General features: G+C 69.7%; 28 protein-coding genes. 10 read left to right on the top strand and 18 right to left on the bottom strand.

Annotated features, from left to right (window positions below):
• Nucleotides 1–44: 44 nt before the first annotated feature.
• Nucleotides 45–1,304 carry a multidrug effflux MFS transporter gene (locus AC1RTO_RS01600; RefSeq protein WP_493159213.1) on the bottom strand — a complete coding sequence of 420 codons (1,260 nt, stop codon included), beginning with the start codon at nt 1,302–1,304 and terminating at the stop codon, nt 45–47.
• Between the two features lie 114 nt (nt 1,305–1,418).
• Between AC1RTO_RS01600 and AC1RTO_RS01595 the strand changes: the two genes are divergently transcribed.
• Nucleotides 1,419–1,907 carry a hypothetical protein gene (locus AC1RTO_RS01595; protein ID WP_493159212.1) on the top strand — a complete coding sequence of 163 codons (489 nt, stop codon included), beginning with the start codon at nt 1,419–1,421 and terminating at the stop codon, nt 1,905–1,907.
• A gap of 29 nt (nt 1,908–1,936) precedes the next feature.
• Here the strand turns inward: AC1RTO_RS01595 and AC1RTO_RS01590 are convergent, their stop codons facing one another.
• Both AC1RTO_RS01590 and AC1RTO_RS01585 read right to left on the bottom strand, forming a co-directional pair.
• Nucleotides 1,937–2,392 (bottom strand): peroxiredoxin, encoded by a 456-nt coding sequence (locus tag AC1RTO_RS01590; RefSeq protein WP_493159211.1) that lies wholly within the window; start codon nt 2,390–2,392, stop codon nt 1,937–1,939.
• Nucleotides 2,385–5,048, bottom strand: coding sequence for a [protein-PII] uridylyltransferase family protein (locus tag AC1RTO_RS01585; protein WP_493159210.1), 2,664 nt, complete (start codon nt 5,046–5,048; stop codon nt 2,385–2,387). The genes AC1RTO_RS01590 and AC1RTO_RS01585 overlap by 8 nt, the downstream gene beginning before the upstream one ends.
• Nucleotides 5,049–5,107: 59 nt before the next feature.
• Between AC1RTO_RS01585 and AC1RTO_RS01580 the strand changes: the two genes are divergently transcribed.
• On the top strand, nt 5,108–5,278 hold the full coding sequence (locus AC1RTO_RS01580) for a hypothetical protein (protein ID WP_493159209.1): 171 nt from the start codon (nt 5,108–5,110) through the stop codon (nt 5,276–5,278).
• Nucleotides 5,279–5,294: 16 nt separating this feature from the next.
• Here AC1RTO_RS01580 and AC1RTO_RS01575 read toward each other — a convergent pair whose 3' ends face one another.
• The 3 genes from AC1RTO_RS01575 to AC1RTO_RS01565 all read right to left on the bottom strand — a co-directional run bounded on the left by AC1RTO_RS01575 (nt 5,295) and on the right by AC1RTO_RS01565 (nt 7,098).
• A complete protein-coding gene (locus AC1RTO_RS01575) occupies nt 5,295–5,948 on the bottom strand; it encodes a sigma-70 family RNA polymerase sigma factor (protein ID WP_493159208.1) in 654 nt (217 codons plus the stop codon).
• Between the two features lie 97 nt (nt 5,949–6,045).
• The gene (locus AC1RTO_RS01570; protein WP_293876667.1) at nt 6,046–6,183 is read right to left on the bottom strand and encodes a hypothetical protein; all 138 of its coding nucleotides are present in this window, start codon (nt 6,181–6,183) and stop codon (nt 6,046–6,048) included.
• Between the two features lie 105 nt (nt 6,184–6,288).
• Nucleotides 6,289–7,098, bottom strand: a complete 810-nt coding sequence (locus tag AC1RTO_RS01565; protein ID WP_493159207.1) for a response regulator — start codon at nt 7,096–7,098, stop codon at nt 6,289–6,291.
• A gap of 243 nt (nt 7,099–7,341) precedes the next feature.
• Between AC1RTO_RS01565 and AC1RTO_RS01560 the strand changes: the two genes are divergently transcribed.
• From AC1RTO_RS01560 to AC1RTO_RS01550, 3 genes are all read left to right on the top strand, one after another.
• Complete coding sequence (locus AC1RTO_RS01560) at nt 7,342–7,512, top strand: NepR family anti-sigma factor (protein WP_293876663.1); 171 nt, start codon at nt 7,342–7,344, stop codon at nt 7,510–7,512.
• 53 nt (nt 7,513–7,565) lie between these two features.
• On the top strand, nt 7,566–9,113 hold the full coding sequence (locus AC1RTO_RS01555) for a sensor histidine kinase (protein ID WP_493160307.1): 1,548 nt from the start codon (nt 7,566–7,568) through the stop codon (nt 9,111–9,113).
• A 295-nt stretch (nt 9,114–9,408) separates the two neighbouring features.
• Entirely contained in the window at nt 9,409–9,543 is a 135-nt protein-coding gene (locus AC1RTO_RS01550) for an entericidin A/B family lipoprotein (RefSeq protein ID WP_293876661.1), read from the top strand.
• Nucleotides 9,544–9,643: 100 nt separating this feature from the next.
• Here the strand turns inward: AC1RTO_RS01550 and tatC are convergent, their stop codons facing one another.
• The 11 genes from tatC to AC1RTO_RS01495 form a co-directional block, all read right to left on the bottom strand.
• Nucleotides 9,644–10,429 (bottom strand): twin-arginine translocase subunit TatC, encoded by a 786-nt coding sequence (tatC, locus tag AC1RTO_RS01545; protein WP_493159206.1) that lies wholly within the window; start codon nt 10,427–10,429, stop codon nt 9,644–9,646.
• Complete coding sequence (tatB, locus tag AC1RTO_RS01540) at nt 10,426–10,842, bottom strand: Sec-independent protein translocase protein TatB (RefSeq protein WP_493159205.1); 417 nt, start codon at nt 10,840–10,842, stop codon at nt 10,426–10,428. The genes tatC and tatB overlap by 4 nt, the downstream gene beginning before the upstream one ends.
• 30 nt (nt 10,843–10,872) lie before the next feature.
• A complete protein-coding gene (locus tag AC1RTO_RS01535; RefSeq protein ID WP_293876655.1) occupies nt 10,873–11,112 on the bottom strand; it encodes a twin-arginine translocase TatA/TatE family subunit in 240 nt (79 codons plus the stop codon).
• Between the two features lie 27 nt (nt 11,113–11,139).
• Nucleotides 11,140–11,730, bottom strand: a complete 591-nt coding sequence (gene scpB, locus AC1RTO_RS01530; RefSeq protein WP_493159204.1) for an SMC-Scp complex subunit ScpB — start codon at nt 11,728–11,730, stop codon at nt 11,140–11,142.
• Nucleotides 11,727–12,452 (bottom strand): segregation and condensation protein A, encoded by a 726-nt coding sequence (locus AC1RTO_RS01525; protein ID WP_493159203.1) that lies wholly within the window; start codon nt 12,450–12,452, stop codon nt 11,727–11,729. Before AC1RTO_RS01525 ends, scpB begins: the two co-directional genes overlap by 4 nt.
• 4 nt (nt 12,453–12,456) lie before the next feature.
• Nucleotides 12,457–13,458, bottom strand: coding sequence for a glycoside hydrolase family 3 N-terminal domain-containing protein (locus AC1RTO_RS01520; protein WP_493159202.1), 1,002 nt, complete (start codon nt 13,456–13,458; stop codon nt 12,457–12,459).
• A gap of 122 nt (nt 13,459–13,580) precedes the next feature.
• On the bottom strand, nt 13,581–14,300 hold the full coding sequence (locus AC1RTO_RS01515; RefSeq protein ID WP_493159201.1) for an SPOR domain-containing protein: 720 nt from the start codon (nt 14,298–14,300) through the stop codon (nt 13,581–13,583).
• Nucleotides 14,300–16,024 (bottom strand): arginine--tRNA ligase, encoded by a 1,725-nt coding sequence (argS, locus tag AC1RTO_RS01510; protein ID WP_493159200.1) that lies wholly within the window; start codon nt 16,022–16,024, stop codon nt 14,300–14,302. Before argS ends, AC1RTO_RS01515 begins: the two co-directional genes overlap by 1 nt.
• Before the next feature lie 56 nt (nt 16,025–16,080).
• Entirely contained in the window at nt 16,081–17,220 is a 1,140-nt protein-coding gene (locus tag AC1RTO_RS01505) for a DUF1501 domain-containing protein (protein WP_493159199.1), read from the bottom strand.
• Between the two features lie 4 nt (nt 17,221–17,224).
• Entirely contained in the window at nt 17,225–18,697 is a 1,473-nt protein-coding gene (locus tag AC1RTO_RS01500; protein ID WP_493159198.1) for a DUF1800 domain-containing protein, read from the bottom strand.
• Nucleotide 18,698: 1 nt separating this feature from the next.
• Nucleotides 18,699–18,905, bottom strand: a complete 207-nt coding sequence (locus AC1RTO_RS01495; protein ID WP_493159197.1) for a hypothetical protein — start codon at nt 18,903–18,905, stop codon at nt 18,699–18,701.
• Here AC1RTO_RS01495 and AC1RTO_RS01490 point away from each other — a divergent pair.
• The 5 genes from AC1RTO_RS01490 (at nt 18,904) to AC1RTO_RS01470 (ending at nt 23,990) form a co-directional block, all read left to right on the top strand.
• Complete coding sequence (locus tag AC1RTO_RS01490; protein ID WP_293876641.1) at nt 18,904–19,197, top strand: hypothetical protein; 294 nt, start codon at nt 18,904–18,906, stop codon at nt 19,195–19,197. The genes AC1RTO_RS01495 and AC1RTO_RS01490 overlap by 2 nt on opposite strands.
• Nucleotides 19,198–19,557: 360 nt before the next feature.
• A complete protein-coding gene (locus AC1RTO_RS01485; RefSeq protein WP_493159196.1) occupies nt 19,558–20,919 on the top strand; it encodes a methyl-accepting chemotaxis protein in 1,362 nt (453 codons plus the stop codon).
• A gap of 19 nt (nt 20,920–20,938) precedes the next feature.
• A complete protein-coding gene (locus tag AC1RTO_RS01480) occupies nt 20,939–22,303 on the top strand; it encodes a methyl-accepting chemotaxis protein (RefSeq protein ID WP_493159195.1) in 1,365 nt (454 codons plus the stop codon).
• 57 nt (nt 22,304–22,360) lie between these two features.
• Complete coding sequence (locus tag AC1RTO_RS01475; protein ID WP_293877766.1) at nt 22,361–23,056, top strand: SDR family NAD(P)-dependent oxidoreductase; 696 nt, start codon at nt 22,361–22,363, stop codon at nt 23,054–23,056.
• Nucleotides 23,046–23,990 carry a 50S ribosomal protein L11 methyltransferase gene (locus AC1RTO_RS01470; protein ID WP_493159194.1) on the top strand — a complete coding sequence of 315 codons (945 nt, stop codon included), beginning with the start codon at nt 23,046–23,048 and terminating at the stop codon, nt 23,988–23,990. The genes AC1RTO_RS01475 and AC1RTO_RS01470 overlap by 11 nt, the downstream gene beginning before the upstream one ends.
• 9 nt (nt 23,991–23,999) lie before the next feature.
• Here the strand turns inward: AC1RTO_RS01470 and phhA are convergent, their stop codons facing one another.
• Nucleotides 24,000–24,872, bottom strand: coding sequence for a phenylalanine 4-monooxygenase (gene phhA, locus AC1RTO_RS01465; RefSeq protein WP_493159193.1), 873 nt, complete (start codon nt 24,870–24,872; stop codon nt 24,000–24,002).
• Between the last annotated feature and the right edge of the window lie 28 nt (nt 24,873–24,900).

The following is a 24,900-nucleotide window of genomic DNA, read 5'->3' as shown; positions in this document are numbered from 1 at the left end:
AAGTGCGAACGGCGGGACGGGGACGGCGGTTCCGCGGGCTTGCGTCAGGCCGACCGGAACAGGCGACCGCGCTCGGTCACCAGCACGACGGCAAGCGCGACCGTGCCGCAGATCAGGAAGCCCGCGGCGAGCGGCGCGGTGCTGCCGTCGAACGCCTGGCCGATGACGACGCCGATGACCGCGCCGAAGGTGACGCTGGTGAAGCCCTGCACGCTCGACGCGGTGCCGGCGATCCCGCCCATATTCTCCATCGCCATCGACGAGAAATTGGAGGTGGCGAGACCGAAACAGCCCATCGTCAGCGCCTGCAGCACGACGAAGCCGACCAATGTCTCGTAACCGGCGAGCGCGATGGCGAGATGGATCGCGCTCAGCACCACGAGCGCAGTCACCGCGCTGTGGCTGATGAGCCGCGTGCCGAGCCGCATCACGAGGCGTGCGTTGGTGAGGTTGGCGGCGGCCATCAGCATCGCGGTCAGCGCGAACATCACCGCGAGCAGCTTCGGCTTCTCGAACGTGTCGAACATGATCTGCTGGACCGAATTGAGATAGCCGTAGAGGGCGCCCATCAGCGAGGTCGAGGCGAGCGTGTAGCCCAGCGACCAGCGGTCGCCCAGCGTCTGCTTCCACCCCGCCACGATCCGCGCGACCGACAGCGGCTGCTGCGCATCGACGTGGAGCGTTTCGGGCATCCGCACGAAGAACCACGTCCAGATGCCCATGCTGAGCGCGCCGACCACCCAGAAGATGCCGCGCCAGTTGGCGAACAGCAGCACCGTCTGGCCGAAGGCGGGGGCGAGCACCGGCACGATCATGAACACCATGAAGGCGATCGACATCACCCGCGCCATCGGCCGGCCGTGATAGCAGTCGCGCACCATCGCCACCGTCGCGACGCGCGTCGCGGCGACCATCGCGCCGCCGAACACGCGCGCGGCGAGCAGCAGCGTGAAGCTCGCCGAGATCGCGCAGGCAACGTTGGCGATCGCATAGCCGCCGATCGCCCACAGCAGCACCGTGCGCCGGCCGAAACGATCCGCCAGCGGCCCGTGCGCGAGTTGCGCGATGCCGAAGCCGAGGACGAAGGCGGTGATGATGAACTGGCGCTGGTTCTCGGTCGCGATGCCCAGCGCGGTGCCGATCGCGGGCAGCGCGGGCAGCATCGAATCGATGCCCAGCGCCGCCAGCGACATCAGCGCGGCGACCAATGCGACGAATTCGGCGAAACCGATCGGCGCACCGGCGGGGCCGGGGGCGACGTCGGGATCGGTACCGGCGTCGACCGGTATGGTGGATTTGGGCATGGTCGTCACGATGGCCCTCCCCTACCGGCATCGGGCCGCCTCCGGAACCCCGCTTGAACCGGCCGGCACGCGCGCCTACGTGTATTGTACCGTCAACACACAAGGGATAAGCCGATGACGCGCCTGCTCCTCCTCGCCGCCACGCTGGCGCTGCCGCTCGCCGCCTGCGACCGTTCGGGCGACGGCACGTCGGTGTCGATCAACGCCGACGGCGGCAACGCGCTCGGCTCGATCGACGCGACATCGGGCGAGGTGAAGGTCGACGTGCCGGGCTTCTCGGGCCAGTTCAAGCTGCCCAAGGTCCAGCTCGACGCGACCGATTTCGACCTCAACGGCGTGCGCCTCTACCCGGGATCGACGATCGACACGGTCAACGTCGCGACCGCGGGGCGCGACGGCGGGCTGCGGCTCGGCTTCACCAGCCCGGCCAGCGCGGAACAGGTCCGCGGCTGGTTCCAGGAGCGGCTCGCCAAGGCGGGCTTCACGCTGAAGCAGGACGGCCGCGGCCTCACCGGCACCACCGACGAGAACAAGCCCTTCCGCCTCGAATTCGACGGCAGCGGCGGCGATACCGCCAAGGGGACGATCGTCCTGGGCGGCTGATCCCCGCCCCGGCGGACGTCCCCCGGGCGCTACAGCGCGTGCACCGCCTCCAGCACCGCGGCGGCGTGGCCGGGCACGCGCACCTTGCGCCATGCCTTCGCCAGCCGGCCGTCGGCGCCGAACAGGAAGGTCGCGCGCTCGATCCCCATATAGGTCTTGCCGTACATCTGCTTCTCGCCCCAGACCCCGAAGGCGTCGCAGGCGCTGCCGTCCTCGTCGCTGGCGAGGCCGACGGTGAGGCCGTGCTTGGCGATGAACTTGCCGTGGCTGGCGGGCGGGTCCTTGCTGATCCCGATCACGCTGGTGCCCGCCGCGGCGAAATCGTCCGAGAGCGCGGAAAAGTCCTGCGCCTCGCGCGTGCAACCCGACGTATCGTCCTTGGGGTAGAAATAGACGACCGCCGGCAGCACCATATCGGTCAGCCGGATCGGCGTGCCGTCGGGCGCGGTGACCGTCACCGCGGGGATCGTCGCACCGTCATCCATTCGTCTCTCCTGTCATACCGGCCCAGGCCGCCTCGACCTCCTGCCGCGTCGTCGCGAAGGCGGCAAGCACCGCATCCCAGTCGTCACGCCGCAGCACCTGCGCGATCAGCGCCCGCGTCGCCGGCGGCGGCTCGGCGGCATCGGGAGCGACCAGACGCAGCGTCACCAGCAGGCGGGTGAGCAGATCGTGCGCCGCCGCCAGCCCCGGCGGCAGCAGTCCCGCATCGACCAGCGCCGCGATCGCGGTGGCGAGATGCGGGGCGAAGCCGGTGCGATGGCGCAATTGCGTCAGGTGGACGGCGAATTCGAGGTCGACCAGCCCGCCCGGCAGCAGCTTCGCATCGAGCGGCCCCGCCGGCGGCTTGTGCCGCGCCATGTCGGCACGCATCCCCGCCGCCTCGCCGGCGAGGTCACGATCCGGGCGGGCGCCGTCCAGCACCCCGGCGATCACCGCTGCCGCCGCCGCGCGCGCCCCCGCCGAGCCGAACACCGGCCGCGCGCGGGTCAGCGCCATATGCTCCCACGTCCATGCCTCCTCGCGCTGGTAGCGGGCGAAGGATTCGAGCGAGACGACCAACGGCCCCTGCGTCCCCGACGGGCGCAACCGCGTATCGACCTGATAGAGCGGCCCCGCCGCGGTCGCGACCGACAGCGCCGCGGTGATCCGCTGCGCCAGCCGGTTGTAATAGAGCGTCGCGCCCAACGGCTTCGCCCCGTCCGATTCCGCGCTGAAGCTGCCGGTGAACAGATAGACGAGGTCGAGGTCGCTCGCATGGGTCAGCGCGCCGCCGCCGAGCCGGCCGAAGGCGAGGATGACCAGCTCGCTGTCCGCCACCCGGCCGTGCACCTCTGCGAAGCCGGCGATCGTCGCCGCCGCCAGCACCGCGATCGCCGCCTCCGCCAGCCGCGCATAGCCCGCCGCGGCATCGAGCGGATCGGCGGCGCCGGCGACCACTTGGGATCCCAGCGCGAACCGTTTCTCGCCGACGCAGCGGCGGACATGGTCGAGCAGCGCCTGATAATCGCCGCCGTCGCCGCGCATCTCCACCGCCAGATCGGCCACGCTGCCGAGCGGTTCGAACGCGCTGGCATCGATCAGCCAGTCGATCAGCTCGGGCCGGACGGCGAGCGCATCGGCGAGCGGCGCGGCATGGCTGAGGATCGTCGCCAGCAGGTTTGCCAGACCCGGCCGCGCCTCGAGCAGGCGCAGGATGTTGATCGCGCTCGACAAGCGTTCGAGCAGCCGGTCGAGCCGCAGCAGCGCCGCCGCCGGATCGGGCGCGCCGGCCAGCGCCGGCATCAGCACGGGCAATACCGCCTCCAGCGCCGCGCGCGCGGCGGGGCTGCGCAACGCCGGATAGCGGCCCGCCCGCCAGTCGGCGATGCGTGCGGCGGCTGCGTCCCCGTCGCCGAAGCCGGCCTCGCCCAAAGCCTGCGCCAGCGCGCCCGCCTCATGCGGCAGGCCGGCGGAGCGGCCTTCGTCGAGCGCGTCGTAGATCCGGCCCGCTTGCTCGACCGGGCCGCGCAGCACCGCCACCAGCGTGTCCCCGTCGGCCACGCCGTGCAACCGCGCCACGCGATCGAGCGCGTCGCCGGTCGGCAGGGTATGCGTCTGCCGGTCGTCGATCATCTGGACGCGATGTTCGATCGTACGCAGCAAGGTGTAGGATGCGGTCAGCGCCGCCGCCTGTTCCTCCGCGATCCACCCGGCGGCGGCGAGCTGCGCCAGCGCGTCGCGGGTCGCGGGCGCGCGCAACGCCGGATCGCGGCCGCCATGGATCAACTGATGGATCTGCGCGAAGAACTCCGCCTCGCGGATACCGCCGCGCCCGCGCTTGAGGTCGTAGCCGTGCCCGAGCGCCTGCCCGCTCGCATAATGATCGCGGATGCGGCGTGACAGGTCGCGGATCTCGCCGATCGCACCGAAATCGAGACCGCGCCGCCAGACGAACGGCCGGATCGCGTCGAGGAAATAGCGCCCCAGCGCCAGATCGCCCGCCGCGGCACGCGCGCGGATGAAAGCGGCGCGCTCCCACGCCAGCGCCTGCGATTCGTAATAACCGATCGCGCCCTCGACCGGCAGGGCGATCGGCGTCACCTCCGGCGAGGGGCGCAGACGCAGGTCGACGCGCAGCACATAGCCGTCCCCGTCGCGCGCCTGCAGCAGTTCGACGACGCGCTTGCCGATCCGCACCGCCGCCTCTTCCGGCTCCTCGCGGGGCCGGTGCGGCAAGGTGCGGGGATCGAAGATCAGGATCGGGTCGATGTCGGAGGAATAATTGAGCTCGCGGCTGCCCTGCTTGCCCAGCGCGATCGCGGCGAACCCGCGAGGCTCGGCCCCCGGCGTGCGCTCCTCGATCGCGGCGCGGATCGCCTGGTCGAGCGCACGGTCGGCGAAATCGCTCAACGTCTGCGTCACCGCGGTCAGGTCCATCGCGCCGGACAGGTCGCCGATCGCCACGGTCAGCGCCAGCGCGCGCCGGTCGAGCCGCAGCCGCCGTGCCGTCGGCATATCGGGTGTCGCGCTGGTGAAGGCAGGATCGAATTGCCCCGCCGCCAGCCGCTCCGCGAGGACCGGTTCGCGATCGAGCAGCAACGCGAGGAAGGGTGCATTGGCACGCGCCCGGGCGAGCGCGCCGCTTATGTCCGGCAACATTGCCGCATACCACGGTAAGACGCGCGCAACGTTTCGGTCGGCCGGTCGTTGGAGGGGACATGAACATCGAAATGCATCTGTCCGGGAAGGCCAAACACGGCGATTACGTCGTGCGCACCCCGCGCTCGACCGATGCGCTCGGCCACACGTTGCGCGGCGTGTTCAACGACACGCCGCTGCCCGACGACCTTCGGGCGTTGCTGGATCGACTGGACCGGGTGACGCACTGACGAACCCGCGGCAGCCTCAACGGCCGCGGCTGAGTTCGTCGACTTCGCCCATGATCGTGTCGAGCGCCGTCTTGTTGACGTCGGTTTCATGCTCGCGCCGCGACGGCAAGGATCCGTCGTTGAGGATATTCTCCAGCGCGACGCGGCCGCGTGCGACCCGGCTCTTGATCGTGCCGACTGCGACCTGACAGATTTCCGCGGCTTCCTCATAGGCGAAACCGCCGGCACCGACGAGGATCAGCGCCTCGCGCTGCGGCTGCGGCAGATGCAGCAATGCGCGCTGCATGTCGCCCAGTTCGACGTGGCGATCCTGGCTTGCCGGGGCCGCGAGAATCCGGTCGGCGACCAGATCGTCCCACTCGCCCTTGAAGCGCGCGCGTCGCATCTGCGACAGGTACAGGTTGCGCAGGATGATGAAGGTCCAGGCGCGCATGTTGGTGCCGGCCTGGAAGCGCTGGCGCGCTGCCCATGCCTTCAACAGCGTTTCCTGCACCAGATCGTCGGCGAGGTCGCGACTGCCCGACAGCGAACGGCCGAACGCGCGCAGGTGCGGAATGACCTGCGCCAGCTGTTTCTTGAATTCGGGATCGGACAGCGCAACGTGTTCAACGGGCTCTACGGGCGCGTCGTCGTCTTCGTAATCGTCGTCACGCGGAGCGGGCTGGGTCATGCAAATCCGTTCGAAGCCGGGGACATCATCGCCGCCTGTGACGGCAAGATAAGAGCCCTCTCCGGCAAATGCCAGTGAAGCGTCGGAAGACGCTGCGTTATCGCAGGATCAGGAAGGCGAAGATCGCGATCACGAGAACCAGCGATATGCCAAGGACATAGCGCGTTACGCCCGGTGTCGCGCCTGCACGCGCTTCGGTGGTGGTCACATGCACGGTTTCGTCAGGATCAGCCATGATCGTCAAACCCCCGAAGTCCGTTTTGGGTCCGTAACTTTCTGCGCCGGGCGGTGATCGGGCGCCCTGCCGGGCTCCCGATCACGCCACCGATCGATGGCCCGGTCAGGCCATCGCCGCCGGGATCGTCGCTTCGTCGAAGAACAGCGCCTGGCTGATCGCCGCCTTCACCGTCGACCGCTGGAACGGCTTGGTGATGAGGAAGGTCGGCTCGGGCCGCTCGCCGGTCAGCAGGCGCTCGGGGAAGGCGGTGATGAAGATCACCGGAACCTCGAATTCGGCAAGGATGTCCTTGACCGCGTCGATGCCCGAACTGTCGTCCGCCAGCTGGATATCGGCGAGCACCAGACCCGGACGATCCTCCATCGCCAGCGCAACCGCCTCGTCGCGGGTCACGGCGACACCGGTCACCTCATGACCCAGGTCGCGGACGATCGTCTCGATATCCATCGCGATGATCGGCTCGTCCTCGATGATGAGCACGCGGGCGCGGGTCTGCTTCTCGATCTCGGCCAGCGCCTCGGCGACCAGGCTCTCGACCTCGCTGGTGTCGACCTCGATCAGATAGGCCGCGTCCTCGGGCGTGAAGCCCTCCATCGCGGTCAGCAGCAGCGCCTGACGCGACAGCGGCGTCATCCGGGCGAGGCGCGCGCGGGCGACCGCCTCGGTGCCCTCGGCGTCGTTCGGCGACGTCTGCTCCTCGCCATCGATATTGGCCGATGCCCAGATGCCCTGGAACATGCGGTACAGGCCCAGCCGCGGATCGACGTCGCGCGGGAACTGGTCGGGCGCCGCGACGATCGCTTCCAGCGTGGCGCGGACATATTTGTCGCCCTGGTGCTGGCTGCCGGTCAGGGCCCGGCCGTAGCGCCGCAGGAAGGGAAGATGCGGTGCGAGTTGCTGTCCAAGCGACATGGGTGGTAATCACTCCCTGAAATTCTGAGCGGACGCCTGATCTGTGCCTGCGTCCGCGGCTTTGCAACGATGTTTGTCGAAGAACCCACCCGCCCCCTCGGACATGCGGAATTTTCGCGCGTCGATGGAACCAACGAACGCGAATTTGGTTTCATCGGCCATTGATTGGGTAAACCGCTTCGTCGAAAGCGGCCCCAAGTTGCGTTTGCGTCGATGCCCGGACCGCCGGGCCACCAGGGGGACATGTTGGAATTGCCCAGCGACAAGGTCACGAAAACGTCTTCCAAGAAGTCTCCTGCCAAGGTTCAGAGCAAGGATCGCGACATGGGCGCGGCCCTGCGCTCCGCCTATCAGCGGACGGTCGACGAGAGCGTTCCCGATGAAATGCTCGACCTGCTGAACAAGCTCGCCTAGCAGGGGGCATGGCCTCCACCTTCGACGCCGCCTCCTCCACCCGACGCGCGGCCATGGTCCCCGTGTCGGCGCTGTCGCGCCTGCCGACCGGGGCCAAGCTGTTCATCACATTGAGCATTGCGTTGCTGCTGCTCGCGCTCATCGCGATCGGCGCGACGCTGCAGACCGGCCGCACCGCCGATGCCGAGGCGCGTGCGCGGTTGCGTATCGCGGCCAACGAAAGCGCGCGCAGCATCGCGATCGAGCTGATCGGCGACATGACCGCGCTCCGCGTCGCGGTGAACGCGCTGCAGGTCGATGCCGCCGACGCGCCCAGCTGCGCCCGCGCGCAGGGCGTCTTCGCGCAACAGGCGACCACCGGCACGCGCTTCTCGATCGTCGATCGCAACGGACGCCTGCTCTGCGGCGAACCGCTCGATGCCACCGTCCCGCTCGATACCGGCACCGCGGTCGGCGCGACGGTGCTGCCGGACAAGGGGCTGATCCTCACCGTCGCCGGCCCCCGTCGCGGGCCTAGCGCGCGCGTTTTCTTCCCGCAGGCCTTCCTTGCCCGCCTCGCGGCGCCGGCGAGCCGGGCGATGCCGCTGGCGAGCGCGCTGATCCACGACGACGAGGCGCTGCAACTCGCCACCATCCCCGATCTCGGCCGGCTGGATCGCGTCGAAACGGTCGAAACCGACCTCGGCCTCGGCGGACTGGCGCTGCGCACCAGCATCCGCAGCGCGCCGATCACCTCGTCCTTCCTCGTCGCGCTGCTGCTGCCGCTGCTGATGTGGGCGGCGGCGGCGGGGCTGTCGTGGTTCATCGTCGACCGGCTGTTGATCCGTCCGCTGCGTCTGCTGCGCGCCAGCGTCGCCGCCTATACGCCGGGCGAGGTGATCGACCCGGGCAAGCTCGGCCCGCTGCCCGCGCAGGAGATCCGCGAACTCGGCGACACCTTCCGTGCGATCAGCCGCACCGTCGCGCTGCACGAGGCCGGCCTCGCCGAGGCGGTGGTCCGCCAGACCAAGCTGACGCGCGAGGTCCACCATCGCGTCAAGAACAACCTGCAGGTCATCTCCAGCCTCATCAACTTCCACGCGCGCGGCGCACCCAGCCCGGACGCCACCGCCGCCTATGCGTCGATCCAGCGCCGGGTGGATGCGCTGGCGGTCGTCCACCGCAACCACTTTGCGGAAATGGAGGACAATCGCGGCCTCAACCTGCGCTCGGTGATCGGCGAACTGTCCTCCAACATCCGCGCCACCGCCCCCGAAGGCGCAACCAGCCTGTCGATCGCGCTCGACATCGATCCCTATCTGGTCAGCCAGGACGTCGCGGTCGCGGTCGCCTTCCTCGTCACCGAGACGATCGAACTGGCGATGAGCTGCGACCCCGCCGCGCAGATCCGCGTCGCGGTCAAGCCGGGCGACGACGACAAGAAGGCCAAGCTGCGCGTCGTGTCGCGCGCTTTCGTCGAGAGCGAGACGCTCGAGACGCTGCTGTCGACCCGCTACGGCCGCGTGATCGAGGGGCTGTCGCGCCAGCTGCGGGCGCCGCTGCACCACGATCCGATGACCGGCGCCTATGAGATCGCGATCGCGATATTGGGCCGCGACTGACCCGCCAAAAAGATTCGCAAAAAGTGCAAAACGTGCGGAACCGGGTCGCCGGGTCGGTGTTATGCAATACGGATCGCGACCTTATGCCCCCCCGCTCTCGCGATCCACGACATAGGCCCGAAAGCATCCACCCTCCCCCCCCCCCCCCCCGGTGATGCTTTCGGGCCTTCTACGTTTCAGCGATATCGCATGACGGCGGCGAACTGCCGGTCCGGCCTGATCGATGGGTTGCGCAGCCGGAACGAATGGCCGTGCCGAACATTTCATCCCCGGCATTCATGCATCAGGAGGTTCTATGCGTAAGGTTCTCGGATTGGTCGTCGTCGCCGGCGCGCTCATGGTCAGCGCTTGCAACACGGTCGAAGGCGTCGGCAAGGACGTGAGCTCCGCCGGCAGCACCGTCGCCAAGACGGCCGACGACGCCAAGTAAGCGCGTTTCGCCTCACCCGGCTGGAAAGCCCTCGCTCGCAAGAGCGGGGGCTTTTTTCATGCCGTGCGCCGTCGTCCGCCGTCTACCGACGGCGTGCGCGTCACGCCTCGACGATGTCGGTACCGGCGTCCTTCTGCCGCTTGCGCTCGGTGAACCAGATGCCGATGATCGCCACCTCGTAGAGCAGGATCAGCGGCACCGCGAGCAGCACCTGGCTCATCAGGTCGGGCGGCGTCAGCACCGCCGCGATCGCGGTCGCACCGACGATCGCATAGCGCCGCGCCGCGATCAGCTGCTGGCGCGTCACGATCCCCGCCCGCTCCAGCAGCATCAGCAGCACCGGCAGCAGGAAGGCGAGGCCGAAGGCGAACAGGAACTGCATGACGAAGGAGAGGTAGTTGCCGATCGCCGGCAGGGCCTCCTGCTGGACGCCGCCGACATTGCCCTGGAAGCTCAGCAGGAAATGCAGCGCCATCGGGATCGCCATATAATAGGCCAGCGCCGCGCCGCCGATGAACAGCACCGGCGTCGCGAGGATGAAGGGCAGCAGCGCGCGCTTTTCCTTGCGGTACAGGCCGGGCGCGATGAACTGCCAGAGCTGGTTGGCGATCACCGGGAAGGAGATCATCATCGCCGCGAAGAACGCGACCTTCACCTTGACGAAGAACGCCTCGAAGATCTGCGTGTAGATCACCGTCTTCTGTCCCGCCGACAGCAAAGGCTGGACGAGGAAGGCGAAGATATCCTCGGCGAAGAAATAGCTGACGCCGAACGCGACCACGAGCGCGGCCATGCAATAGAGCAGGCGCCGGCGCAGCTCGATCAGGTGATCGAGCAACGGCGCACGGCTGGCGTCGATCTCGTTTTCGATCTCGGGTTCGCTCATGACGGGGTGCTATCGGGGCGCGGGGCCGGCTGGTGGTCGGGTGCGGGCGCCACGACCGGCTTTTCGACCATCACCGGCGCGTGAAGCTCGGGTTCCGGCTCGGGTTCCGGCCCAGGTTCCGGCGGGGGCTGGTCGGCGACCGGCTCGGCGGCGGCGAGCGATTCGGCGTCGGAGGAGGCGGGATGTTCCGCCATGATCCGCGCATTCTCCGCGGCCCAGCGCTTCTCCATCTCCTCCAGCTCGGCCTCGCGGACCATATTGTCGAAGCCCTGGCGGAACGAGCGGCTGACGCCACGCGCCTTGCCGACCCAATAGCCGACCACCCGCATCGCCTTGGGCAGATCCTTGGGTCCGATCACCACGAGCGCCACGATGGCGATCAGCAGGAATTCGGACGAATCGACGCCGAACATCGGGCGCTATAGCTCTGTATCGGGTCTGGTTTAGCGGTCGTCGCGGACGCGCTCGCCGTCGCGGTCGAACGCGGGCTCGGCCGCCTTCTTCGCCTCGATGCGGGGCGCGGGCTTGGCGGGGACGTCGTCGTCCTGTTCGGCCATGCCCTTCTTGAAATTCTTCACGCCCTTGGCAACGTCGCCCATCAGGCTGGAGAATCGACCACCACCGAGCAGCAGGATCGCAACGACGGCGAGAACGAGCAGATGGATCGGGCTGAAGCTGCCCATGGCATATCTCCTAGAATGCCGTTCCATCTAGTCGCTATCGCTAGCCTTTTCCACCTCCAAAGCGGCGTCCAGCGCACCTTCCAATGCAACGTCGACGGGATCGAGCAGTCCCGCCGCCCTGAGGTCGTCGACGCCCGGCAGATCGCGGCGGCTCGCCAGCCCGAAATGCGCGAGGAAGCCCGGCGTCGTCGCGAACATCAGCGGCCGTCCCGGCACCTCGCGCCGCCCCGCCGGGCGCACCCAGCCCGCCTCCATCAGCACGTCGAGCGTGCCCCTGGCGGTCTGCACCCCGCGGATCGCCTCGATCTCCGCGCGGGTGACGGGTTCGTGATAGGCGATGATCGCCAGCGTCTCGATCCCCGCCCGGCTGAGCCGGCGCGGCTCGTCGGATTCGCGGCGCAGCAAATGCGCGAGGTCGGGCGCGGTCTGGAAGTGCCAGCGTTCGCCACGGCGGACGAGCGCGATGCCGCGGCCGGCATAATCCCGTTCCAGCCGGGCGAGCGCGGCGCGCACGTCGATGTCGCCGACATAGGCACGGATCGATTCCACGCTCATCGGCTCGGGCGCGGCGAACAGCAGCGCCTCGACCGCGCGCACGTCGGCGTCGGGCGGGCTCATCCGATCGCCCGCACATAGAGCGGCGCGAAGGGCGCATGCTGGCGCAGCTCGACCTTGCCCTGCTTGGCGAGTTCCAGCGCGGCGAGGAAGGACGAGGCGAGCGCCGACGTGCGCAGCCGCCCCGACCCGTCGGGCAGGAAACTGTCCAGCGTCGCCCAGTCGAGGCGGCTGCCGACCAGCCGCGACACGCGCTCCAGCGCCGCCTCCAGCGTCATCACCTCGCGGTCGGCGACGACGTGCATCACCGGCCGGGTGCGCGCGCTGACCCGGCCATAAGCGGCGATCAGTTCGTAGATGTCGGCCTGCCAGCGGGCGCGGCGCACCACCCGCAGCCCTTCGGGCGCGCGCCGGACGAAGACGTCGCGGCCCAGCCGGTCGCGCGCCATCAGCCGCGCACCCGCCTCGCGCATCGCGTTCAGTCGTTCGAGCCGGATTTGCAGCCGCAGTGCCAGTTCCTCGGGGTCGGGTTCGACGCCGGGATCGCACGGCAGCAGCAGTGCCGATTTCAGATAGGCGAGCCACGCCGCCATCACCAGATAATCGGCGGCGACCTCCAGCTGCACCGTCTGGCGCTGGTGGATGTAGCGCAGATATTGCTCGACCAGCGCGAGGATCGAGATGTGGCGCAGGTCGACCTTCTGCGACCGCGCGAGCGTCAGCAGCAGGTCGAGCGGCCCTTCCCAGCCGTCCAGATCGAGCGTCAGCTGTTCGGGCGCGCTCATCCCATCAGGCGAGCGCGAGGAAAGCGTCGCGGCGGGCGATCAGTTCGGCGAAATCGCCCGTCGGCGCGCCGACGCTCGCCATCGCGCGATCGAGCCGCGCGCGCGCGGCCTCGCCGATCGGGCCGAGCCGGTCGGCGATCGCCACCATCTCGTCCATCCGCGCCCAGCAGTCGAGCACGAGGTCGCACCCCGCGGCGATCGCGCCCGCCGCCTTGTCGCCGGCGGTGCCGGACAGCGCCTTCATGTCGATATCGTCGGTCATCAGCAGCCCGTCGAAGCCGATCGCGCCGCGGATCACCCGGTCGATGACGATCGGCGACAGCGTCGCCGGGCGTTCGCGATCCCATGCCTCGAACACGATGTGCGAGGTCATCCCCATCGGTGCGTGCGCCAGCGTGCGGAAGGGTTCGAGGTCGACCTCCAGCGCGGCGGCGTCGGCGGTGACGGTGGGCAGCAGGTGATGGCTGTCGACGCGCGCACGGCCGTGGCCGGGCATATGCTTGACCACGCCGACGACGCCGCCCGCCGCCAGCCCTTCGAGCATCGCCCGGCCCAGCGCGGCGACCTGCATCGGCTCGCTGCCATAGCTGCGGCAGCTGATCGCCTCGGTCGTATCGGGCTGCGCGACGTCGACGATCGGCGCGCAATCGACGGTGATGCCGACCTCGGACAGCATCAGGCCGAGCGACTGGCCGTTGGCGCGCATCGCCTGGATCGCCGACATCGGCGCCTTCTGATAGAGCGCGTCGAACGCCGGTCCCGCGGGAAAGGCCGGCCATTCCGGCGGTCCCATCCGCGCGACGCGACCACCCTCCTGATCGATCAGGATCGGCAGGTCCGCCCGCCCCGTCAGGTCGCGCAGGGAATCGGTCAGCGCCCTGACCTGTGCGCGGGTCTCGATGTTGCGCTTGAACAGGATATAGCCGGCGGGCTCCGCCGCGGCGAAGAAGGCGCGCTCGTCGGGAGTGAGCGCGAGGCCGGCGATGCCGAAGATGACGGGCTTCATGGCCGCGTGGTTAGCCGGTTGCCGGGGGCGACGCTAGTTCGGGCGTACCGCGAACGATGCGCCATTCCTTCCCGGAACGGGGGGCTGCGCAAGGCCCGCCCCCCGTACCCGGATGGATTGCCTCAGCTCGCGACGAAGCAGCTTTCGCCGGCGACGCGGAGGCGACCGCAGATGTCGGCGGCCTGATTGGCGCTGCCCGCATTCACGCGCAGCCGGTACAACGTGCGACCGCCGGTGGCGACCGACTGGACCGACTTGCCGAGCGGGGCGAGATAGCTGAACCGCTTCGAAAAGCCGTTCCATGCCGTGTCCGCCGCCGCCTGCGTCGGATAGGCGCCGAGCTGGACCAGCGATCCGCTGCCCGCCGCATTCGCCGACGGATTGCGCTGCACCGTCACCGGCTCCGCGGCGACGAGGCGCCCGCCCGATGCCGGCACCTGCGCGACGGCGTTGCTGCCGCCGGTCGCCGACGGCTTCGCGCTCGGGGCGACGCGGCGGCCCTCGACCGGCTTTTCCGGCACCGCATTGAGGTCGATCGAGCCGTTGCCCGCCTTGCCGTCGCTGGTCGCGATCGCAGCATCGCCCTCGCCCTTGACCTTCAGGCCGCCGGGATCGTCGGGCTTGACCTTATAGTCGCCCGCCTGCGCCGCGATCAGCTGGCCGTCGGCGGCCTGCCGCGCCTGCAGCGCGTAGATGCCGTAGATGATCGCCGCGAGCACCGCGAGGCCGAGAACGACCAGCGCGATCACCTTGCCGACCGGCGCGCCGCGATCCTCGTCGGGCTCGACGGTCTCGAGCCACGGCAGCCGGTCCTCCTCACGCAGGTCCATGTCGTCCGCCATCACTTCATCTCCGAAACCGCGACCACACCCATGATGCTCAGCCCGTTACGGATAATCTGTGCGACCGCCGTCGCCAAGAACAGACGTGCACGCGTCGCATCATGGTCCTCGACCACCAGGAAACGGCGGTCGGGGCGGTCGTTGCCGACGTTCCACAGGGCATGGAAACCGGCGGCCAAGTCATAGAGATAAAACGCAATTCTATGCGGCTCGCGCGCCGTCGCCGCGGTTTCCACGACACGCGGGAATTGCGCGGCGAGCTTCACCAGCGCCAGCTCCTCCGTGTCAAGCCGGGACAGGTCGGCCGCCCCCGCGGCGATCCCCGCCTCACCCGCGCGGCGGTGCAGCGAGGCGATCCGCGCATGCGCGTACTGGACGTAGAAGACCGGATTGTCCTTCGACGCCTCCACCACCTTGGCGAAGTCGAAGTCCATCTGCGCGTCCGAGCGCCGGGTCAGCATGGTGAAGCGCACCACGTCCTTGCCGACCTCGCGCACCACGTCGGCGAGCGTCACGAAATTGCCCGCGCGCTTCGACATCTTGACCGGCTCGCCGCCGCGCAGCAGCCGCACCATCTGCACGAGCTTGACGTCGAACCGGGTCTTGCCGCCGGTCAGCGCCGCGACCGCCGCGACGATGCGCTTGACGGTGCCGGCATGATCGGCACCCCAGATGTCGATCAGCTGGTCGGCCGACTGGCTCTTCTGGAAATGATAGGCGAGGTCGGCGCCGAAATAGGTCCATTGCCCGTTCGACTTCTTGATCGGCCGGTCCTGGTCGTCGCCGAACTGCGACGAGCGGAACAGCGGCAGCTCGACCGGCTCCCAATCCTCCGGCGTCTCGCCCTTCGGCGCTTCGAGCACGCCGTCATAGACGAGGCCGCGCGCACGCAATTCCGCCTCCGCCGCCTCCGGCTTGCCCGCCGCCTGCAGCTCGGCCTCCGACGAGAACAGGTCGTGGTGGATGCCGAGCAGCGCGAGGTCGTCCTTGATCATCACCAGCATCGCCGCGACCGCGCGGGTGCGGAACAGCGCGAGCCATTCGCCCTCGGGCGCCGCGACGTAGCGGTCGCCATATTCGGCGGCGAGTTCCTGCCCGATGCCGACGAGATAGTCGCCGGGATACAGCCCCTCGGGGATCGCGATCGTCTCGCCCAGCGCCTCGCGGTAGCGCAGGTGCGCGGAGCGGGCGAGCACGTCGACCTGCCCGCCGGCATCGTTGACGTAATATTCGCGGATGACCGTATGCCCCGCGAATTCGAGCAGGCTGGACAGCGCATCGCCGACCACCGCGCCGCGGCAATGGCCCATGTGCATCGGTCCGGTCGGGTTGGCCGAGACATATTCGACGTTGACGGTCACCCCCTGCCCCAGCGTCGAGCGGCCGTAATCGTCACCGGCGGCGTCGATCTGCGTCAGTTCGTCGCGCCACGCGGCATCGGTCAGCGTCAGGTTGATGAAGCCCGGGCCGGCGACGCTCGCCGTGGTGACGTCGTCCAGCTTGCCGAGTTCGGCCGCGAGTGCCTCGCCCAGCGCACGCGGGTTCATGCCGGCGGGCTTGGCGAGCACCATCGCGGCGTTGGTCGCGAGGTCGCCATGGGTGACGTCGCGCGGCGGCTCGACCGTCACGTGTTTGCGATCGAGACCGTCCGGCAGCGTGCCGGCGGCGGTCAGCGTGTCGAGAGCCGTCGCGACATGCGCGGCGAAGCGGGTGTAAAGCGTCATGAGCGTCCGTTCGGCAAAAGCGCCGCGCTCTACCCCACAACGGGGGCGGGTTCAAATCAGCTGCGCAACAATCCCCCGGACGCCGCAGTCCGCGCGCTGGCGGGGAACAGCGCCGCCATCGCCCGGGCGGGATCGACCGCGAAGTGGCTCGCCACCGCGCCGCCGATGAACGCGTCGAGCTGCATCGTCGGTTTCAGGTCGCGCGCCTCGTACAGATCGGCGGCGGCGAGGCCGGGCCAGTCGGCCACCACCCGCCCGCCCTTCACCGTGCCGCCGAACAGCATCGCCGCGGTGCCGGTGCCGTGATCGGTGCCGCCGGTGCCGTTGACCGCGACGGTGCGGCCGAATTCGGTCGCGACCAGCACCAGCGTATCGTCCCACACCGGGCCGAGCCCCGCCTGCAGCGCGCCGATCATCGCATCGAGCCCCTTGAGCTGCGCGGCGAGCCGCCCGCGCTGGCCCGCATGCGTATCCCAGCCCCCGGTCTCGATCATCGCGATCCGCGCCCCGTTGGCGGGGGCGAGCAGCCGCGCCGCCAGCGCGCCGGTGGCGGCGGCGTTGCGGCCATTGTCCTGCGCCAGGTCGCTGGTCAGCTGCCGCGTCGCCAGCGCCTCGCCCCACAGGGCATGCAATTGCGCATCGCCCTGATACAGCTGCGTCACTCGCGCGAGCAGGTCGTCGGAGGCGTCGGGCAGCGACGAGGGCGCATAGCTCGCCACCTCGCGTCGCCCGCGCAATGCCATCGGCACGGTCGCCGCGATGGCGATCGCGCGCGCATCGTCGGTCGGCACGACGCCGAGCAGCCGGTTCAGCCAGCCGTCCTTGAGCTGATACGCGCCCGTCCCGCCCGTCTCGAGCACGTTCTGCCCGTCGAAATGCGACCGGTCGCGATAGGGCGAGGCGATGGCATGCGCGAACAGCGCCTGTCCCTTGCCGTACAGGCCGGCGGCATTGGCCATCGCCGGGTGCAGCGCGAACATCGCGTCGAGCTTCGTCCCCGCGGTCAGGTCCGCCGCGAGGTCGCCGCGTGCGCCGACGAAGGCGGGGTCGCCGATCGCCCCGATCGTGCCGAGCCCATCGGCGGCGCCGCGCTGGATGACGAAGACGAAGCGCTTCGCGGTCGCCGCCCTGGCGAAGGCGATCCGGGGCGCGAAGCTGCCGAGCAGGCCGGCGGCGATGAAGGCGCGACGGTCCATGGGATTATCTCCGCATCATTTCGGGGGATGCCAGCAGCAGCGCGAGCGCCTGCCCCGGGCTTTCGGCACGCGCGAGCGCCTGCGTCGTCGCGGGCGACACCGCGGCGGGGAACAGCCGGGGGGCGAGCGCGCGGGCGTCGATGCTCGCGCCCGACCGCGCGGCGAAGCGCTCTGCCGCCTCGACCCGGCGCATGATCGCATCGGGGCCGGCCCATGACGGCGCGGTGTCGTCGTAGCCGATCGGCTGCCCCGGCTTCCACACCGGCTGGCCGAGCTGGTTGAGCAGGCCGAGCACCGTCTGCGGCCGCACCTCCGCCAGCCCGAGCGCGCGATAGGTGGCGATCGTCCATTCCCACGGCGTGCGGAACTTGGCCGGCGCAGGCGTCCACGCCTCGGGCGAGGCGATCAGCGCGCGATAGACGGTCGGCAGGTCGCCGCCCGACGACAGGAACGCCCGCTCCAGCCGCGCGACCATCGCCGGCGGCGGCGTGTCGCCGGCGAAATGGCGGGCGAGCTTGGTCGCGACATGGCGCGCGGTGGCGGGATGCACCGCGAGGTCGGCGAGCACCGCCGGCGCCTGCGCCTCGCCGCCTTCGGGATAGGTCCTGCCGATGATCGTCCGCGCGCCGGGCTGATGGATCGCCGCGGCGAAGACGAAGCTGCCCGGCGTCGCCTCTCCGGCAAGACGCGCGCCGGGACCGCCGCCGATGCCGCCGACCGTCCAGCCGGTCATCGCGCGGGCGAATTCGGTGACGTCGGCCTGGGTATAGCCGGTGCGCACGCCGAGCGTGTGCAGTTCCATGATCTCGCGCGCCAGATTCTCGTTGAGCCCGACCTTGCGCCGGCCGCGCCCGGCGATGCGCGCGCCGAGCGGACTGTCGGGACCGACCGACACCGCCTGGTCGAGGTAGAGCAGCATCGCCGGATGCCGCTCGACCGCGAACAGCATGTCGGCGAAGCGGCCCATCACATGCGGGCGGATCGCCTCCATCTCCAGCGTGCCGGCGAGGCCGACCAGCTCCAGCTTGTCGGCGGAGACGGCGAAATGGTTCGACCAGAAATGGACGAGCCGCTCGGCGAACGGCGTGTCGGTGGCGACCGCGGCGGCGGTGCGCGCGCCGACGAGCGCGACGTAGCGATCCTGCGCGACGCGGCGCGCCGCCTGCCGCGCCGCCATCCGGGCGTCGCGCGCCGGCGGGACCGCCGCGGGCTGCATCGCCTGCCCCGCCATCAACGGTTCCGGCCCCGACGACGGAGTCGGCGCGCCCATCGTCTGGCGGATCGTGCGCTGTTCGGCCTGATAGGCGACGAGATCGGTCGCCACCGCCGCGCTGGTCGGGGCCGCGGCGACCGGCGGCGGCGCCGGGCGATAGCGTGCCATCTGCGCGGTCAGCCAGCCGCGGGGATCGTCCGCGAGCGGCTGGTCCGGCCGCGCGCCGAGACCGAATCTGTGCAAAGCGATGGCAGCGTCCGACACGTCATGCTCCTCGCCCCCGGACATGCCCTACGCGCGAGATGTCGCAGAACTGTGCCAGCGCCGGGACGCGACGCCCGATTGCAGTAAATGCATTCGCAGGCTGGCCGCTTTGCATTTGATCGTCATGCTGCACTGCAATATCCGCCGCACTCGAAAGTTGGGAAGGACCTGATCTGGCTCGACGCACACAATTGCGGGAGACGATCATGCGCAAGACCATTGCTATTCTGGCCACCGTTGCGGCCACCCTCACCTCGACCATCGGTATGGCACGCGAGGGCGAACGGTCGTTCCAGCACGAGGGACAGACCTATGTCTACACGACCTCGGTCGCCAACGACCGTCAGGTCATCAGCGGCCGTCGCTATCCGTCGGGCGCGCCGTTCCGCCTCGTCGTTCGCGGCAATCGCGTGACCGGGACCGCCGGTGGCGTGCCGGTGTCCTTCCGCACCGCCGACGCCAAGGGCGCGGTGCGCGGGACGCAGCTGGCGCTGCGCTAAGCCCGGACGATACGACCCTGATACGACCCGGACCGGGCCCCGCCAGTCGATGACCATCCTGGCGGGGTCCGGTATCCCCCTTTCGCGCGACCCGGCCCGTCCCGCGACACGGCACCGCCGCCGGCCCGCAGCCGACCGGCCGGCGTGGCACACGCCGCCCTCCGCGTCGCCGCGCCCCGCGCGATTCGCTGCCGCAACCTCCTGTAACGTCACGGCATCCTCGCATCCGGCCGGATCGTCCGCGCCGGAACGACGCATCGATCGCAGGCGCCTGCTCTAACTTCACGTTAACCAGCGACGCTTACCAACAGGCACGAACCCATGCCCGTTGCCCATGCCCATCGATCGCCGGAGACGCACTTGCCCGATATCGTTCTGCCCCCGCCGACCAGCATCGCGGCCTCCGTGGATCTGCAGAGTCGCATCACGGCGTTCGACGGCGGCGAGAACACGCTGCTCGGGCGCGCCGCCGAACTGTGGGCGATCATCGAACCCGCCGCACCGGAAATCGTCGAGGCCTATTGGTCGCACTGGCGGGTTTCCAATCCCGGCGCGGCCGAATGGACGCCGCTGGAAACCGAACGGCGGATCGCGGCGGGCGTCGCCTATCTGCGCAACCGCTGCTGCCACCTCGACGGCCGCGCCTGGGTCGAATCGCTCGAACGCTCGGTCGCCGCGGCCTATGCCGCCGGCGTGTCGACGATGGAGGTGCTGGCGATGTCCTGCGCCAGCGATCGCGCCGCGCTGAAGGCGCTGATGGGGCGGGTGCCGGCCGACGATCCGCGCCAGGCCGGGCTGGTCGACGCGCTGATGCGCCTGTTCGGCATGGAAACCGAATTGACCGTCGAGCTGTTCGCCGGTTTCGCCGATTACAACGCCCGCATCGCCCGCGAACGGCTGTCCGCCGAATTCCGCGAAGGCATCGCCACCGCGGTCGAAACCGCCACCGACGAAGGCCATACGCTGCGCGAACAGGCGGAGCGCAGCTCCGGCTCGGCGCGCGGCATGCTGGGCAAGGCGAGCGAGGTCGCCGCCGCCGCCGAACAATCCGCCGTCGCGATGCGCGAGGCGGCGCAGACCGCCGCCGGCCTGATCCGTGCGATCGAGGATGCGCGCACCGAGGTCGAGGCCGCGGCAGAGATCGCCAGCCGCGCCTCCGTCCAGGCGACCAACGCGGTCGGCATGTCCGAGGCGCTGAGCGACCACGCCAAGTCGATCGAATCGATCCTGGGCCTGATCCGCGACATCGCCGGACAGACCAACCTGCTCGCGCTCAACGCGACGATCGAGGCCGCCCGCGCGGGCGATGCCGGTCGCGGCTTTGCAGTGGTGGCGCAGGAGGTGAAGAGCCTCGCCAACCAGACCGCGCGCGCCACCGACGACATCGCCGCCAAGATCGCCTCGATCCAGTCCGCGACGCGCTCGACGGTCGAGACCAACGCCAGCATCAAGGCGACGGTGACCGAGGTGCAGGAGAGCGCCGACCGCATCCGCTATGCGATGGAGGCACAGGCGCAGACGGTGACCGCGATCACCGCCGCCGTCGACGAAACCGCGCTTGCCGCCGATTCGATGTCGAGCACGATCGCCGCGATCCGCGAGGATACCGAGACGGTCGCCGCCGAGATCGACAATGTCGGCCGCGGGTTCGACCGGCTCGACGGGCGCTTGAACACCCTCAAGACCAGCGCCGGCGAATTCGTCGCCAAGGTCGCGGCGTGAGGACGGGAAGGACGAACGCATGGCCAAAGCATTGCCGTTGGGGGCGGTGACGCCGGCAAGACGCACGATCGTCGAACATCTCGGCGAATATGACCGCGACGGGCTTATCGCCGAGGCGTGCCGCGACATCTGCACGCTGCTCGACGCGGACGATTATCACCGGATCGCCAGCCGCTTCTGGCAACATTATCTGTCGTTGCCCGCCACCCGGGGGATCCGGCACATCTTCACCGCCGACCGGCTGGAACGGCGGATCCAGGACAGCGCGCATTACGCCTTCCTCAAATACAATGGCCCGTTCGACGAGGCCTGGGTCGACGTCGCGATCCGCCACGCCGAACAGGCGGCGCAATCGGGCGTGCCGCTGCAATGCCTGCAGGCGGCGCTGGCGCAGTCGCACAGCTTCACCATGGCGACGCTGGAACCGCGCTGCGCGGGCGACACGAAGCGCCTGCTGCGCCTGTTCGACGGCGTGCAGCGCACCGCATTGGTCGAATCCGACCTGATGACCGGCCATCTCGCGACCATGCAGGCGGAGGCGGCGCGCGAGGAGCGCCAGACCCGCTCCGCGGCGTTCCGCGAGAGCATTGCGACCTCGATCGAGGGGGCGGCGACGCTCGGCGCGCGCATCCGCGTGCAGGCGAACGCCGCCTCCGCCTCGACCCGCGACGTGCTCGGCAAGGCGAGCCAGGTCGCCGCCGCCGCCGAGCAGTCCGCGCTCGCCATGCGCGAGGCGGCGCAGACCGCGGCCGGCCTGATCCGCGCGATCGAGGATGCGCGCACCGAGGTCGATTCGGCCGCCACCATCGCCACCCGCGCCAGCGAACATGCGCAGGATGCGGTCCGGGCGAGCGAATTGCTGAGCGACCACGCCCATTCGATCGAATCGATCCTCGGCCTGATCCGTGCCATCGCCGGACAGACCAACCTGCTCGCGCTCAACGCGACGATCGAGGCCGCCCGGGCGGGCGATGCCGGTCGCGGTTTCGCGGTAGTCGCGCAGGAGGTGAAGAGCCTCGCCAACCAGACCGCGCGCGCCACCGACGACATCGCCGCCAAGATCGCCGCGATCCAGCATGCGACCCGCACCACAGTCGCGACCAACGCCAGCATCAAGGCGACCGTCGCCGAGGTGCAGGGGTCGGCCGACCGCATCCGCTTCGCGATGGAGGCGCAGGCGCACACCGTCACCGCGATCACCGCCGCCGTCGACGAAACCGCGCTGGCGGCGGATTCCATGTCGCAGACGATCGACGCGATCCGGGCGGACACGCAGGCGGTGGCGGGGGAGATCGACAGCCTCGGCGCCGGCTTCGGCGAGGTCGGCGATCGTCTGGGCCAGCTCCGCGCCTCGGCCGACAGCTTCTCCGCCAGCGTCGGCTGACCCCCGCGCGACGGATGGGGGGTTGCGCGCCGTCCCTGCCCGCTTAATGCCGCGGCCATGTCCATTCTCCTCACCGGATCGAGCCGCGGCATCGGCGCGGCCATCTTCGACACGCTCACCGCGGCGGGCGCTTCGGTCATCGGCCATGGCACGCAGAGCGGCATCGCCGCCGACTTCGCCGATCCCGCCGCGCCGCGCGCCCTGTGGGACGCCGCGCTGGACCGCGCCGGCGGCACGATCGACGTGCTCGTCAACAATGCCGGCGTCTTCGAGGCCAACCCGCTCGACCGGCCGCACGACGACTGGGTCGCCGACTGGGAGCGGACGCTGCGGATCGACCTGACCGCCTCCGCCGAACTGTGCCGCCTCGCGGTGCGCCACTGGCAGGCACGCGGCACCGGCGGCCGCATCGTCAACATCGCCAGCCGCGCCGCCTATCGCGGCGACAGCCCCGCACACTGGCATTATGCCGCCGCAAAGGCGGGCATGGTTGCGATGACCAAGACGATCGCGCGCGGCTATGCCGGCGAAGGCATCCTCGCCTTCGCGATCTGCCCCGGTTTCACCATGACCGGCATGGCCGACGACTATCTCGCCAGCCGCGGCGGCGACAAGCTGCTCGCCGACATCCCGCTCGGCAAGGTCGCCGACCCCGAAGAAGTCGCCGCGGTCGCGCGCTTCTGCGCGCTGGACGCGCCCGCATCGATGACCGGCGCGGTGCTCGACGTCAACGGAGCCAGCTATGTCCGCTGAATCGTGGAAGGTCACCCTGCCCTGCACCCGTGCCGAGGCGGAGGCGATCGACAGCGCGTCCGACCTCGCGATCGACGCGGTGCTGATGACCACCGAGGAGGTGGAGGACAACGTCGAACGCTGGCGGCTCGACGCCTATATGGAGCATGAGCCCGATGGCGCGCTGCTCGCGCAGCTGCACGCGCTGGTGCCGAGCGCGTCGGCAACCGATCCGCTGGTCGTCCGCCTCGCCGACGAGGACTGGATCACGATGAGCCAGTCGGGGCTCGAGCCGATCCGCGAGGGCCGGTTCGTCGTCCACACCGGCACGCATGCCGTCGACGTGCCGGCGGGCGGCCGCGCCTTCCTGATCGAGGCGGGGCAGGCGTTCGGCACCGGCCATCACGGCACGACCAGCGGCTGCCTCGCGATGCTCGACGGGCTGGAGGCGGCGGGCAAGCGTTTCGCCAGCGTCATCGACGTCGGCACCGGCACCGGCCTGCTCGCCTTCGCCGCGGTCGACCTCTGGCCCGAGGCAAGGGTGATCGCCACCGACATCGACCCGGTCGCGGTCGACGTGACGCGCGAGAATGCGGCGCTGAACGCCGTGGCGGGGGTCGACCTGTTCGTCGCGGACGGCGCGCGCCATCCCGATATCGACGCACAGGCCCCCTTCGACCTCGTCATCGCCAACATCCTCGCCGGCCCGCTGGTGTCGATGGCGCCCGAACTCGCCGCGATCGCCGATGGCGGCGCGACGATCGTCCTCGCCGGCCTACTCGAAACGCAACGCGAGACGGTGGTCGCGGCCTATGCCGCCTGCGGCTGCACGCTCGACGCGATCGACCGCCGTGGCGATTGGACCGTCCTGCGCCTCACCGCCGGCGCGACCCGCTACGTCCCCACCGCCCCCTTCGATCCCAACGGCCGCGACGGCTGGGCGCTGGACCTGTGACCTGATCCGTCAGCCCCGCGCCTTGCGGCGCGCATAGGCCTGCGTCCCCTGCGTCAGCACCGCGTCGCCGGCGACGATCGCCGCGACCGGAATGTCCTCCTGCGCCTTCAGCTCTTCGTACAGCGGCGCGAAGTCCGTCTCCACCGTCACCCGCAGCAATTCGTCGAAGCTCGGGATGACGAAGTAATTCTGCTGGAAATCGTCGATCCGATATTCGGTCCGCATCACCCGCGCGATGTCGAAGCCGATCCGGTTCGGGCTCGGATCGTCCAGCGCGAAACGGCTTTCGGCAAAGCTCGACACGATGCCCGAGCCATAGATGCGCAGGTCGTCGCCCTCGCGGATCAGCCCGAACTCCACCGTATACCAATAGAGCCGCCCGAGATATTTCAGCGCATCCAGCCCCAGCGCGCGCTGTCCGCCGCGGCCATAGGCTTCCAGATAATCGGCGAACACCGGATCGGCGAGCATCGGCACATGGCCGAACACGTCGTGAAAGACGTCGGGTTCCTGCAGATAGTCGAGCTGATCGGGCCGCCGGATGAAATTGCCCGCGACGAAGCGCCGGTTGGCCATATGGTCGAAGAACACGTCGTCCGGCACCAGCCCCGGCACCGCCACCACCTGCCACCCGGTCAGCTTCATCAGCCGTTCGGACAGTTCGGCGAAATCGGGAATGCCGGGCTTGGACAGCTTGAGCACGTCGAGCCCGCGCAGATAGGCGTCCGACGCACGGCCGGGAAGCAGTTGGGATTGGCGCGCGAACAGGGTATCCCAGGTCGCGTGATCCTCCGCGCTGTAATGCTGCCAGTCCTGGTCGATCGTCCAGTCGGGTGCGGCACCGGCCGGGGGCGTATCGAGAGCGTGCGATTCATCTGCCATGGCCATGGCCTAGCATAAGGTTTCGAAT

The sequence above is a fragment of the Sphingomonas sp. GW821-FHT10F09 genome (genome assembly GCF_058809195.1).
Note: the sequence above shows the minus strand (reverse complement) of the source record. Positions and strands in the feature narration are given on the sequence as shown.